This window comes from Spiroplasma sabaudiense Ar-1343, from assembly GCF_000565215.1.
GTDB classification, from domain to species: Bacteria; Bacillota_I; Bacilli_A; order Mycoplasmatales; family Mycoplasmataceae; genus Spiroplasma_B; species Spiroplasma_B sabaudiense.
On record NZ_CP006934.1, the window covers coordinates 602,036 to 616,958 of the forward strand.

10 protein-coding genes are annotated in these 14,923 nt (G+C 29.7%); 1 reads left to right on the plus strand and 9 read right to left on the minus strand.

What is annotated here, in order from left to right:
• Nucleotides 1–26: 26 nt before the first annotated feature.
• From SSABA_RS05235 to udk, 6 genes are all read right to left on the minus strand, one after another.
• Nucleotides 27–245, minus strand: coding sequence for a hypothetical protein (locus SSABA_RS05235; protein WP_038673652.1), 219 nt, complete (start codon nt 243–245; stop codon nt 27–29).
• Nucleotides 245–2,743, minus strand: coding sequence for a DNA topoisomerase IV subunit A (parC, locus tag SSABA_RS02755; RefSeq protein ID WP_051464695.1), 2,499 nt, complete (start codon nt 2,741–2,743; stop codon nt 245–247). Before parC ends, SSABA_RS05235 begins: the two co-directional genes overlap by 1 nt.
• A gap of 14 nt (nt 2,744–2,757) precedes the next feature.
• Nucleotides 2,758–3,750, minus strand: coding sequence for a hypothetical protein (locus tag SSABA_RS02760; protein WP_148293481.1), 993 nt, complete (start codon nt 3,748–3,750; stop codon nt 2,758–2,760).
• Nucleotides 3,751–3,779: 29 nt separating this feature from the next.
• The gene (gene parE, locus SSABA_RS02765; protein ID WP_025251078.1) at nt 3,780–5,717 is read right to left on the minus strand and encodes a DNA topoisomerase IV subunit B; all 1,938 of its coding nucleotides are present in this window, start codon (nt 5,715–5,717) and stop codon (nt 3,780–3,782) included.
• A gap of 83 nt (nt 5,718–5,800) precedes the next feature.
• A complete protein-coding gene (locus tag SSABA_RS02770) occupies nt 5,801–6,250 on the minus strand; it encodes a hypothetical protein (RefSeq protein WP_025251079.1) in 450 nt (149 codons plus the stop codon).
• Nucleotides 6,251–6,260: 10 nt separating this feature from the next.
• Entirely contained in the window at nt 6,261–6,890 is a 630-nt protein-coding gene (gene udk, locus SSABA_RS02775; RefSeq protein WP_025251080.1) for a uridine kinase, read from the minus strand.
• A gap of 98 nt (nt 6,891–6,988) precedes the next feature.
• On the opposite strand from udk, the gene SSABA_RS02780 reads away from it, so the two are divergent.
• On the plus strand, nt 6,989–8,002 hold the full coding sequence (locus SSABA_RS02780) for a hypothetical protein (protein ID WP_025251081.1): 1,014 nt from the start codon (nt 6,989–6,991) through the stop codon (nt 8,000–8,002).
• Nucleotides 8,003–8,026: 24 nt separating this feature from the next.
• Here SSABA_RS02780 and SSABA_RS02785 read toward each other — a convergent pair whose 3' ends face one another.
• From SSABA_RS02785 to SSABA_RS02795, 3 genes are all read right to left on the minus strand, one after another.
• On the minus strand, nt 8,027–10,702 hold the full coding sequence (locus SSABA_RS02785) for an HAD-IC family P-type ATPase (RefSeq protein WP_025251082.1): 2,676 nt from the start codon (nt 10,700–10,702) through the stop codon (nt 8,027–8,029).
• Between the two features lie 251 nt (nt 10,703–10,953).
• Complete coding sequence (locus tag SSABA_RS02790; RefSeq protein WP_025251083.1) at nt 10,954–12,477, minus strand: lipoprotein; 1,524 nt, start codon at nt 12,475–12,477, stop codon at nt 10,954–10,956.
• Between the two features lie 299 nt (nt 12,478–12,776).
• Nucleotides 12,777–14,648, minus strand: coding sequence for a hypothetical protein (locus SSABA_RS02795; protein WP_025251084.1), 1,872 nt, complete (start codon nt 14,646–14,648; stop codon nt 12,777–12,779).
• Nucleotides 14,649–14,923: the final 275 nt, after the last annotated feature.

Consider the following 14,923-nt stretch of genomic DNA (forward strand, 5'->3'; position numbering starts at 1 on the left):
TTCTTTTAATTATATAAATTTGTGTTTTATTCATCATCTGATTCAACAGTTTTAATAAAGTCGTTAAGTTTTAAATTATTGAAGTCATTAATATCAATTACTAGCGTTTTAGGCTCTGTTTTAGGGCTTAAATGACTATTTTTAGCGCTCTTTGGACTCTTTACCACCCTAGGGCTATTTTTCGCACTTAAAGGTTGTTTTTCACGATTTTTTGAACTTTGATTTAATACCAGATTGGTAGCCACTACTTTTTTAAATCGTTACCCTCTTCTTCGTTTTCGCTATCATTATCTGAGCTTCGTGGGGATTTGGGAATATCATTATTTTGAATAATGTAGTTTTTTTCAATGATTGCTGCTTCAATTTCACCCATATCTAAATCGTTGTTAATTTCTTCTAAATCAGAATATTTTAGAGTATTAACGTTTAATTGTTTTAAATTATCTTCTTCATCAAGCAAACACAAAGTTTCGTTGGCTTGTGCAGAAAATAAATCTAGCACAAATTCATCACGCTTTTTATTTCATGGATAAAGGCGAACACCTTTTTTTGGACGGTTCATTAACGGAATCATTTCGGGTTTAATTTTTTTAATATTCCCTTTATTTGTAATAATAACAATATCTTCATTATCGAATGCTTTACCAGCAATAATTTTTTCATCTTTGGCAGAACATGATTTTACCCCTTTGGCAGTGACACTAGCTGAAGGAATTTCTTCAATATCATAGCGCACTGAAAAACCATTCTGAGTTACCATTGTTACGAATTTGGTTTTTGAAGTTACAAGTGACGCTGAAACTAGTCGATCACCATCTGAAAGTTTCATAATTTTGAAGGCCTTAGAAAACATTTTGGTAACCATGCTTTCAACTGGAGTTCGTTTTATCATTGCATTTTGTGAAGCAACCAAAATTTCTTGTTTTGCATTTTCAAACGAGTTAACCACAAAAGCAGCAATAATTTTTTCATTTCCGTTCATTGTTGCGATTTGGTTAATGTGCATTCCGGTTTCTTTTCACTTGCTAGAATTAATTTTGAAGACAGGAATTGAATAATATACTCCCGCTGAAGAAACTAAAATTAAATGCTGTAAGGTTGTTGCTGGTACATTTGCAATTCACAAGTCGTTTGGTCGACGTTTAAACTCTTCAAAACCAAATTTTCCAATTTGATTTGGTTCAAGGGCTTTTAAATAACCATCTCGTGAAATTCAAATGTTATATTCTTTTTCAACAAGTGTTTGTTTAATTTCAACATCCAAACTTTCAATAGTATCAAGAATTTGTGTTCTTCGCGGTATTGCAAATTCGTTTTTAATTTCATTTAGGTTTTTAATAATTTCGTTATTCATTGCATTACTATCATTTAAAATCAAGTTGTAATGTTTAATTTGTGCTGATAGACCCGAATGCTCTTCTTGGAGTTTGACAATATCTGTTGAAGTTAATCGGTAAAGTCGCAAGTCAACAATTGCTCCCCCTTGAACTTCACTAAATTCAAATCTTGTTACTAAATTATTAATAGCTTCACTACGATTTGCTGAGTTTCTAATTATCGCAATTACCTCATCTAAAATTGAGATGGCTTTAATTAATCCTTCAATTATTTCTAGACGTTTTAATGCTTTTGCTAATTCAAAGTCAGTTCTCTTAGTATAAGTTTCACGATGGTGGTCTATATAAGCTTGTAAAATTTTTAAAATTCCAAGTTGCATTGGTTGTTTATTGACAATTACAACATTATTGTAATTGTAAGAAATTTGTAAAGGAGTGTTTTTAAATAAAAATTTTCTTGTTAACTCGAAATCAGTTTCAGGAGCCAGTTCAATAACAATTCTTAAACCAGTTCTGTCGGTTTCATCACGAACCTCTCGGACACCAATTCCAGGATTGGCGTCAACTACTTCTCCGATTTTTCTAACTAAATCTTGCTTAATAACTTCGTAAGGAATTTCAGTAATAACTAAGTGACCATTTTCTTCATGAGTTTTTGACTGAATAAAAACTCGACCTTTACCTGTATCAAAGGCACTTTCAATCCCCTCAATACCACGAGCAATTCCTCCGGTCGGAAAATCTGGACCTTTAACAATTTGAGAAATTTTTTGCAAAGTAATGCTTGGTTCATTTATCATTGCTATTGTTGCATCAATAATTTCCCCCAAGTTATGCGGTGGCATATTAGTGGCATAACCAGCCGCAATTCCACTAGCACCATTGGCTAATATATTAGGGAAGTATGCTGGTAAAACAGTTGGCTCTTTTTCAGAATCATCAAAGTTAGGAGCAAATAAAACTGTATTTTTTTCTAAATCTTTTAATAGCAGTCCTGATAGTTTAGCTAGTCGGGTTTCAGTATAACGCATGGCAGCGGCACTATCCCCATCAATTGAACCATTATTTCCTTGCATATCAATTAATGGACTTCCAAGCTTTCAACTTTGTGACATACGTACTAGAGCATCATAAACTGAGGTGTCACCGTGAGGGTGGTACTTACCAATTACCTCACCAACAATACGTGCTGATTTTTTATGTTGCTTATCACTTGTTATTCCAAGTTCATTCATCGCATATAAAATTCGTCTTTGAACTGGTTTTAAACCATCACGAACATCAGGTAATGCACGCTCTTGAATTATATATTTTGCATAACGACCAAATCGATCTCCCACCAGGTTTTCTAATGGGAAGTCAATTATTCCTTTTTCTTCAAGTAAATTTAGTTCATCTTTTGCCATTTTTATATCTCCTTTTAATTAATATCTATTGCTAATAAGTCGTTAACTTTATCAAAATTTAAAAAGTCCAGTAAGTTAAAATCATCTAATACTTTTTGACCCAATTTGGTTAATCATCATTCTTTTGTTTTATCGTTTTGGTAATAAAACGGGAATTCACTTCGAACCATCATTCTTTGAGCAAAATCTAAAATTACTAAATTACACTCTTCATGATTTCTTAAAACATTGTATAAATTAATCATTTCTTCATTATTATTTATATCTGCTGTTAGCATATTGCTAACTTGAACTTGATCACTATTGTTATCTGCTGAAATGACTTTTTCCTTACATTCAAGTTTCACTTCTTTGTTATCTATAAGTGATACTCGAACTTCTCAACGAGGCATTCCCTCAACGCGATTTAACAATTTAAAATTCTTGTCAAATCTTTTAGTGATCTTTTGCATTTTTTTATAAATTTCTTTATTAGTTAAATTTCCAACTTCATCTAAAAATTTTTTAGAGCGGACAAAGTTTTTTAAGAAATAAATGATTGCTAAAATATCAACCTTGGTTAAATAAATTTCATTTTGTAAGTCTTTATTTAGTTGCAAAGCTGACTCCAATTTCGAATTAACAAAGTACTTGTCGCTGCTGTCATCATAATACATTAATCCAGCGCTTGGTTTTGATAATTCCTTGGCTTTTAACAAATTATCTTGACTTCGCTTAATTAGTGACTTAACCGTGTAAATGGCTCAAATAACTTCGTCGTTTTTATTTAAATCAATAATTAGAGCATCTTCTAGATTACTATCATTTAATTCCTTTTTAGGTTTTCCAACAGCACCTTCACAAATTTCAACATAAACTAAATTATCGTCTCGAAATGAAATGTGGTAGTAGAAATTAAATATAGGGTAGCGTGAAATTTTTAAATTTATTTGATCATATTCTTCGAAACGTTTTTTTAATAAATTGTATTTTTTTTCAATGCTTTCAGCGTTTGAATTTTGATTCATAAATTTATCACTCCCAGCCAATTATTCCTCTACTTTAAAAGTTCGATTTGCTCATCTTCTAAAGTAAACTTAACATTTTCTTCAATTCAATCTTTTCGTTTTTCAGCATCATCACCCATTAAAGTTCTAAAGGCTTTCTCTGCTGCTAGTGCATCTTCAATTGTTAATAAAATTAGTTTACGTTTTTGGGGATCCATTGTTGTTTCCCATAATTGCTCAGCGTTCATTTCACCAAGACCTTTATAACGTTGAATTTCATATTTAGTTTTCGATGTTTTTAAAATTTTGGCTAACTCTTGTTCATCTCAAACATAATAGAAGTCACTACGTTTACTTGTGGAAGTTAATTTATACAATGGTGGTAGTGCTAAATAGACTTTATGATTTTGAATTAATTCCTTCATGTATCTAAAAAAGAAAGTTAATAACAGCACTTGAATATGGGCACCATCAGTATCAGCATCCGTCATGATAACGACTTTCCCATAGTTTACATCATCGATATCAAAATCAGAACCAATTCCAGCTCCAATTGCAGTAATGATTGTATTAATTTCCTCGTTTTTTAATAAGTCGATTAGTTTAGTTTTTTCAGCATTAATTACTTTACCTCGAAGCGGCAAAATAGCTTGGAAGGTGCGATCACGTCCTGATTTAGCACTACCTCCCGCCGAATCCCCTTCGACTAAAAATAATTCATTTCTATTTTTATCTTTTCCTTGGGCTGGGGTTAGTTTTCCTAACATTCCTCTAGTTTTTGATTTATTCTTTGAATCTCGAATTGCTTGGCGAGCTTTACGAGCTTCTTCTCTAGCTCTTCGAGCGAGTAATGCTTTTTCAATAATCATTACCGCAATAGTTTTGTTTTCTTGAAGTCAAAAACTAAAGTGTTGATTGGTTATTGATTCTGTTGCTGTTTTAGCTTCGCTTGTACCTAATTTTCCCTTAGTTTGGCCTTCGTATTGAATTAAGTTTTCAGGAATTTTAACAGTGACAATTGCACTCAAACCCTCTTTAATATCTGTTGAGTCCAGCTTGCGATCTTTTTCTTTTATTAAATTAGAAGCCCGACCATATTCGTTCAAAGCCTTAATAAGTCCCGTTCTAAATCCTGAAACGTGAGTTCCCCCATCGGTTGTTTTTACATTATTTGCAAAACCCAAAATTGTTTCATTATAGTCTTCTGTATATCTTAAACAAATTTCAATTTCAATTTCTTCAGCAGCACCACGAATTAAAATTGGATTGGTAATTGGTTTTTGACCTTCTGTTAGTTCCTTAACAAACTCTATTAAACCATCCTCAAAGAAATATTCCACTTCTTTATCGCTGCGTTCATCGCGCAACTTAATTTTTAAACCAGAATTTAAAAGTGCAGACTCTTTTAATCTTTCTGAAATTGTTGAGAAACTAAATTTGGTTGTTGAAAAAATTTCTTCATCTGGCAAGAAGTTAACTTTAGTTCCAGTGGTTTTAGTTTGTCCTATAACCGTTAGGGGCTGAGATAACTTTCCTCCTTTTTCAAATTTAATTAAAAACACTTGATTGTCTCGATTAATTTGAACTTTAAATTTTTTACTTAAAGCATTTACAACCGATGATCCAACTCCATGAAGTCCCCCAGAAGTTTTATAACCACTACCTCCAAATTTTCCTCCTGCATGAAGAACTGAAAAAATTATTTCTGGAGTTGATTGATTTGTGTCTCGGTACTGTCCTGTTGGCACTCCACGACCATTATCTGCCACTGTAACTGAGCCATTTTTTTCTAAAACAACTTGAATTTCAGTTGCAAAACCTGCAAGCGCTTCATCAATTGAGTTATCAACAATTTCTCAAACCAAATGGTGTAAACCACGTGAATCTGTTGAACCAATATACATTCCAGGACGTTTTCGAACCGCATCAAGGCCTTCAAGAACCTGAATACTATCTTCGTTGTAACTTAAATCTTTTTTTTCTGACATTTTTCATCTACCTCTTAAACTTTTTTTAGTATAAAGACATTTTGCAAAAATAGCAAATTTTTTATTTTATTTTTTTGCTTTTTTTAATTATCTAGGATTAAATCCTTATAAACAATATTATTATCACCAATTACCGTAGCAATTTCATGGTTTTTTGGTATTAAATTGTGAACAACTTCAAGCAAATCACTTATTTGATAATTACTTAAATATCGTGCAAACCGAAAAATTCCTGCGCTCTCACGTGAAATTTTTAATAAATCCCACTTATTGGTTAAATTTTCTAGAGAATCGATTACCTCAATTTCTTGACAACTTTGAATGATTTTAGTAATCATTTTATTTCAATATCAATTTTGATTTTCATTGTTCAAATCAAAATTATCTTCTAAAAAATAGTTGCGAAAGTCTGGGCTATTTTTAGGAATTTTTCCCAAGTTTAAAACCCAAAAATTTTGAGAATTTGAACCCATCAAAGTTACTCCAAAAATTGCTTCCTCATTTTCCAATAAACAAAGTTCGTTTAAAAACATGTGGCTTCTCCTATTTCTTTAATAAACTGAAAATTTTAGTGGCAATCAAATCAACTGCAACTTCATTACCCTCATAATATGGGATTATGATATCTGCATATTTTATACTTGGTTCAACAAAGTATTCATGCATTGGCCTAACCGTCTCTAAGTATTTTTCAATGATATTTTCAAACTTTCGGCCATAATCTTTCATATCTCGAGTTAGTCTTCTAATTAATCTAATATCATCATGGGTTCTTATAAAGATTTTAATATCTCCCATTTCCCTAATTTTTTCTATATGAAGTGCTAAAATTCCGTCTAAAATTATAACATCGGCTGGTTCAATATGCTTTGTAATTTTTAGTCTTGAACTTGTTGTAAAATCATATACTGGTGCTTCAATTGCTTGACCGCTTTTCAATTTATTTAAATCTTCAACCAATAAATTTACATCGATCGAATCTGGGTGGTCAAAGTTTATCTTGATTGCTTCTTCTTGAGAAAGATTTTTAAAGTCTTTGTAGTAACTATCCATTGATAAATTGATGACAGATTCATCTTTTAAAATATCATTGGCAATTCTTTTAGCCACAGTTGTTTTACCACTAGCACTACCCCCAGAAATAATAATAATATTGGTTTTTTTATTTTTCATTGGTCTCCTTTTTTGAACTAATTATAATTTTAACATTATTTTTTTAAATTAAAAATTTATATAAAGTTTGGTAAGATTAGTCTATAGTTGGTGATTATATGAGCGATAATGACAATGCCAAAATTTTAAAAGATTTGCGAGCTTTTTTTAAAATTAATGGGCTTTTTGCAATTGCAAGTGATGAAAATGAAGAAATAAATTTATTTGCCCCATTGGGTTTCAGTGAATTGACTGCTAGTGGGGATTTGAAACATAATTCTGACTTGCTTTCAAGTCGTGAAATTTTGGCGCTTTCTCCCAAAAAAAGAGAACAATATTTTAAAAAAATTAGAAATCAGACAATTTTAGCAGCCGTTAATGAACCAATTACTAACGAAATTAAGTGATATTTTTGAATTGACCTGAAAATGAACGCTCTTCTTCAAGAATTTTTAAGAAAAATAAATCAAGAGCAAATGAATCTCAAAAATTTATCGCAATTAAAACTTGATTTTACAGTTGTAACCAAATACAAAAAAGCTTTTGAAAAATATTTAAAGGGTTTTAAAAAGCAATTAAAAAAATATCATCAAAAAAAGGCTTTAAAAATATTGGATTCTTTTAATGTCATCTACAATGGATATAAAAATCTTTTTGTTGAACTCAAAATTTATTTTAGAAAAAACCACCTTAAAAAATTTGTTATTTACAATTCATATTCAATTTATTTACTATATCACTTTACAGCAATAAAAATTGAAGAATTTTACAAAACAAATTTTTTAGACAGTTCCTTGAAAGAAATTTTTGATAAAACTGATAAAAATTTCGCTCCGTTCTACTTGCAAATGACATTAATGAAAACTTTAAAAAGCGATAATTACGAAGCACTAAAATATTCTTCAAAAAATTTATTAAAAACTTTGGCGTTAATAAATCAGTTTTGTGAAAGAATGGTTAATAACTTAAAACGTCTTGATTATCAAAAATTAATAAATAACCTTAACAAATCTTTCAAAGAATTTTATTTTCTTTACCTATTGCATTTGCAGGTTTATCAAGATCGCAGAATAATTAGCGAAGAAAAAATTTATGATTTTTTAAAAATAGATTTGTGGAACAACGGTTTATAAAATCGCTTCCAAAATTTATTTTTTTTATAGTCATGTTTTAAAAATCATTTGATAACTAAACTTGCTCAACTCCCCAAGCAATCAAGCAAATATTAGCAGTCCTGGAATTAGAGCTAACCACAATAATGGTGGATAAGCAAAACCAAGATAACCGTTTAAGTTAGGTAGAAAAATAATTGAAAAAGTGATGATTGTAAAAAATCCTATAATTGCCAATATTTTTCAAGGAGGATTACTTTTGAAAAAAGCTAAATGTTGAGTTCGATAAACCAATGACAATAACATATGTGTTAAAAAACTTTCCAAGAAAAATGCTGCTTGAAATTGTTTTAAAGCCAATTCACTGCCCCCATTTATTTGCGCTATTAAATTAAAGCCATATCCAATTATTGCAAAATTAATTATTGAAATTATTGTTGCCACTAAACCATTATAAAGACCAAATGGCAAAATTGACTTTGTCGACCATTTGCGCGGTTTTATTAAAACCTCAGAGTCGACTGAATCCCACACAAAAATTAAGTTTGTGAAATCGTATAATAAGTTTTGAAATAATAAATGGATTGGGGCCATTGGTTGGAAGTCCAACCAAATTAATGCAATTATTAATGTTAACATTAATGAAAAATTATTGGCAACAGAAATCTTAATATATTTAATTGCATTTGAAAATATATGGCGACCCTGCAATAAAGCTTTTTCCAAAACCAAAAGATCTTTTTCTAGCATTATTGCATCAGAACTTGCCTTGGCAACAGCTGCAGCATTGTTAACGCTAATTCCAACATCACTTTGTCTTAAAGCGGGAGAGTCATTGACACCATCTCCAATAAAGGCAACACAGTGACCTTGATTTTGTAGTTCTTCAACTACAGCAGCTTTTTGAAATGGTGTTAGTTTACAAAAAATGTTTTGTTCTTGAACTGCAATAGCAAAATCAGCTTTTTTCAAAGCGGCTAACTCTTCACCTTGAATTGCTTTTGGATTCAAAATCCCAACCTGGTTTGCAACCAATTGTGAGGCTGGCTGCGAATCTCCTGTTAGAATTTTTAAATCAACATTGTTTTTATATAATAATTCAATAACGCTTTTTACTTCTGGTTTAACTTCATCTTTGAAAATAATAGCTCCCATATAAACACAATCAGCTTCGTTAAAATCATTTATATCTAAAAATTCTTTAAATGCTACCCCGATGCATCTAAAACCTTGTGCAAATATCTTTTCAAAATTTTCACTAATAGTTTGATGGTCACTTGGTGTAAGCTCTCTGATTTTATTATTTTCAAATACAAATTTACAAACTCTTAGAATTTCTTCAAAGCTACCTTTTGTTATTTGTAAAAATTTTTGATTTGTTTTTTTATTTAAGAGCACTGAAACTAAACGTCTATCGTGAGTAAATGGTTTTTCTAATAGCAAATTAAATTCATCAATTTGATTATCCTTATTGGGGTATTGATCCAAAATCGCGATATCAATATTGTTTGCAATATTTGATTGATTATAGGCATTCAAATAGGCATATCAAAATACTTGCAAACTATTTTCTTGTTGAAAGTTTTTGTAATCTGTAATTGTGATATTTGAATTTGTTAAAGTTCCGGTCTTATCAGTGCAAAGTAAATCAACTGCCCCAAGCGATTGGGTTGTTGCGTTATTTTTTGCCACAATTTTGGCTTGCCGTAATCTTTTAGCACCTTCGTGTAAATTTAAAGTCATGATTGCTGGTAACGACTCTGGGGTGATTGAAACAACTAGACTGATCGCAAAAATAAGTGATGAAATTAGTAAGCCGCTCTTCCAAAAGCTTAATAAAAATACTAATGGGAAAGCAAATAAAAGTGATAACAATATTATTTTGGTAACTTTTTTTAAACCAATCTCATATTCTGTTGGGCCTTCGCTATTTTCATTAAATTTTAACATTGCGTTACTATAAGTGTTTTCTCCAACATTTAAAATTACGGCAAAACATTGGCCACTAGAAACTTTTGAATTTTGATAAATTATATTTTCTAAATTGAAAATATTTTCATTTGCAATTGTTGGTCCACATCGCTTGCTTATTAATTCCGCCTCACCTGTAAAACTTGATTGATCCACGAATAGATTTTTGTCCCAAAGGATTCTCCCATCCGCTGGAACCTGATCACCTGCAGATAAATAGATTACATCCCCTTGAGTTAATTCGCTTTGCTTTATTAAATTTAAGCCATTAATTAATTCAGGAATTTTAACATTGTGAAAATTGCTGACTTTTTTATTTAAAATATAGACATTGTTTTCAATCATTTGGTTGAGGTCAGTATTCATTTTAAAGGCTTTGTAGTCTTGAATGTAGTCAACAATTGATGCTAAAAAAATCATAAATAAAATTATAATAACAGATACTAAATCAATTATCTCTTGCTTGTTAGTTAAATAGATAATTAATTGAATAATCGCTATTGATCATAGCAGGACATTGAAGGGACTGAACAATGTAAAAAATAATTTTTTAAAATGATTAAATTTTTTGGGGATAATTTTATTATCTCCAAATTGTTTTTTCAATTCTTCTCGATCGCCCTCATCATTACCTCATGCCTTAATTTGCAAACCATTTTGAATTTCGGTTTCATTATTAATTGCACAAAAATTAATAAATTCTTCTCGGTGATATTGTAATTTTTGAGAACTGTTTTTTTTACTGATCATTTAATTACCCCATTGCTAAATTTATTTTAACTTAAAATTTAAAAAAATTTTAAGTTAAATTTTTAAACTAAATTGCTTATTAAAAAATGTAATATAAATAAAAAAATAAACCCTTAAAATGTACCATTTGGAAGTTACCAAAAAAATACTTAAAGATTTATTAATTATTTTAACTATTATAAATTTTTCAATAGCTAGCCTGGAGGTAGGTAAACTAAATAAAGATTTTTTATAATTATTTTAATTTGTTATTATTTACCAATAGCTTGTGATACTTGATTTTCAGGTTTTATAACACTAGTGGTGTTAACTGGTTTTGGTTGCGATAAATCTGTTAACTCATTTTCTTCGCCTGGGACAGCTGGTTTAAAATTTGCAATTGTATAAAACTCTAAATCAATGCGATTTTCTTTTTCGTGATCAAGTTTTTTTGAATCTTTTTTAACCAAAAGCACTGCTACATTTGAAGTGATTTTATCCTCTTGTGATATTTCAATATCATTTAGAAAGTCAATCACTTTAGGATTATTTTCTTTTAGCGCTTTAATTATTTCGTTACTTGTTGGAATTGGATTAACTGTAATAATTTCTCCAAGATCTGTTTCCTCAATTAAACTTTTTAAGGTAACTTGAGCTTTTGTGTTTTTAATTGTATAACTAATTTTTACTTGATTGTCCTTTGTTAAATCAAGAATCTTGCTATCGGGTTTAACCATTAATGTAGCTTCGGTAGTTGCGATTTCAATATTGGGGTCAATAATTATGTCGCTAATAAAGTTAACAATTTCTGGATTAACTTCTTTAAGTTTTGATAACAATTCCTCTACTGTTGGAACCGAATTCTTGGTGAAAATTTCATCAAGATTAGTTTTTTTAATAGTCTCTTTTAAAGTTGCAATTTTAGGTATTGCGTTGTATTTAATAGTAATTTTTGAATTTTCTTTAAAATTCTTAGAATCTTTTTTAGCGACAACTTCTGCTGATTTTAAATCTATTGAGTTTTTGTTTGTTATCTCAACTTCTGTCTTAAATTTTTGCAAGTCTGGATTTTTCAAAACTAAAGCATTAATTATTTCTGATTCGGTTGGAGAATCATTGGCAATTGAAATATCACCTAAATCAGTAACTTTAATTACTTCTGATAAATCTTTTTTAACATCAACATTGCCTTTCAATGAATATGTTAAATTAAGTTCTGAATTTTTTATTGCAATTTTTGAATCATTGGCAGCTTGAATTTTAGCGCTTCCTTTCTTAATATCTGAGATTTTGTATTCTTGATTGTTTTCAAAAAAAGCGTTAACCAAAGAGTGGTGATTTTGCTCTTTGATTGCGGTTATAATTTCATCATTGGTTGGCAATTCCCCTGCTATTTTTATTTCTTTTAAGTTTGTTTTAGTAATGAAAGTTTTTATGTCTCTTTGAACATAAGGTATCTCCTTTAATTTTATTTTCTTAGCCTCTCCTGAAACCGTTTTAGCACCTTTGTTGGCAACAACATCAATTATAATGATTTTGTCTTTCATATTATATTCAAAGTTTGAAACAGTGACTTCGGTTGGGTTTATGTTATTAAGGGCCGCAATTAAATTAATATTTTTTTTAATATACTCAATATCATGTGATGAATTGTTAGGTAAGAATTCAATTTTTGATTCTTTTAAATTTGATAAATTAACAATGCCATCTTTGCTAGTATCAAAGCAAGAAACTACTGGAGCTGTTGCAGATGAAGCTAAGCCTAGAGACGCTAAAATACCTAATAGTCTTTTCATTTTTAAACCTCTTTCTTAAGGACTAAGGGTCTAAATAATGTTAATCTACTCGTCCTTAAAGAATTATATTTCAAAAATAAAAATAATGGAGAAAAACTTTAAAAAAAATAAAAATCACAACTTTAAATTAACCAAAACGGTTATTAAAATTGCAATTTTAAAAAAATATTAAAAAAATTATTATTATTGCCAAAATTTCTCAATTTATATTTTTCTCTAATGGCAACAAAAAATAATTTTTTGGTAATCAATACCAAATAAATTATATCAAAATAAATTATAAACTTTAATTTTAAAATTTAATGAATGACTTTTTTAACCTCATTTGGTTTTTTTGGTTGGGCTAAAATACTCAAGCAGGCCGTTAAAATAGCGAGACTGACAATTGTTGATAAAACTATTACAATCATTAGTGAAGAAATATAAACAAATGCAAAAATCATTGTAATTATAAAACCAATCACTAACGAATAAAGACCACGACCTAAGACATGATCAAAAATCATTGCTAAATTATTATGACGACCATTAATTTGGGTTAGTGTAATTTTTTTGGTTTTTGACATAATAGCTAAACTAACCCCAAGTAAAACTTCATTTAATAAAAACCCGACAATATATGCGATTCATAAATTGGAATGGTTGTTTAATAAAACTGCTCCAATTGTTAAAAATACTAGCCCAGTGACAATTAAAACATAGGCGCAAATATTAGTTTTTAAGACATTGGTTTTCTCACTTATTTTTAAATTTAAAACTAACAATCCTGCTAATTTACGAATCATAAAACCACCAACAAGAAGTCCAATTAAAGTGTACTCATTAATTGGTCAACCTTGATTTTTTCCAAATATATAAATAAAAGCAACAGCACAATATGTAAAGGCTTCTCCGATTGCATAAAAAAAGGAATTAGAAAAAATAAATAAGAAATATTTTTTATGAGCTTTTAAATTTTGAAAATCATCTGGCTGAGTTTTAAAAGTGACCTCTTCGATTTGAGCCTTACGGTTAAAATTAATTAGACAAGCCAACAATAAAGTAATAGTGGAAAATAGTCCAACTAGTAGCATTAGTGATAATTTTGTATCTTTGACAAAAACACTTATTAAAAATGGCAGCGGAATCAACATTAAACCAAAACAAATTTGAATTAATTCAAAACGATATTTCTTTTGATTTTTTAATCCGTGGCTTCGCAATATCTCCATTGTAAATGGAACAATTCCAGCAATAAAAACTCCCATTGCAAATAAAAATAAACCTAAGACTGGGACAAAATTGCTAGCATTATGATTGCTCAAACCTCAAGCCATTGTCGCTGATGTCATACAAAATAATCCGATGCTAGTTATTTTAATGGTACTGTGATTGCCAATAATCGCTTTTAATTTTCTTCATAACGGGGTGCACAAAAACATTGCTAACGGAATTAGTAAAATTAAACTCAACCCTTTAATTCCCACTAAGTTAATAATGTGAAACGGTAGGAAACTAAAAACAACCGCGACTAAGCCAGTTTCAATTCCAAAAGCTAGCTTTCATGTGCGAATTGATGCTGGGCTAATTGAATCCATATTATTTTTATTATAACGGTTAAAAGCAATTTTATCTTGACGGCTACTTAAAAATTGCTTATTTAACAAGAATGGCTTTGTATATTTATATTTGGCAAATAATTCTCAAATTAGCGGGACCACTAAAACCGGCAAAATTAAATAAGCTGTAAACAAAATGTCGTTTCTCAATACTCGCGAAAGATAAAGTACTCGAGCCTTTTCTCAACTTTGAGTGATCGCTAATTCAAATAGCATATTGCTAATTTCTAAAAAACATGACAAAACTGGCACAATAATTAAAATTAGCCATCAATGTTTGACTAATGCGGGTCGAAGCGCCAAGGTGATTGCCCAAATTACTATTATTGCAATTCAATAAGCAAAGACACTAACTCCGGGAATCATTAAAATTTTTAAAAAACCAATTGCGTTAGCAAAAATAGCTGACAGAGATGTTTTAAAAAAGATTGTTACTAGTATTACCATAAAAAAAGCTACTTCAAATTCATAGAGAAAATGAAGCAAGAAGTCAATCACCAAAGTAAGTGATAACAATGTTCCAAGCATTGCGATTGCCATTGTTGTTGATAGACGTTTGCTTGGGTTATTCATTTCCAGTCACCAACTGATTATTAAAATTTCATTGTAGTTTATTCATTATTGCATCCTTTCGTATTTTTATATTAAAAGACACCAATAAAAGTTTATTTGACTTTTAAAAAGAAATTTAATCATTGAAAAAGCCCTCCATTTTTTTATTTTAACATAATAACTATTTAAGTTGTGAAATTGTGAATATTTTTTACATAATTTCAAATTGATCATTAAAAAAACTCAAAACTATTAGTTTTGAGTTTTTTATGACGATATAATTTTTTATAATTATA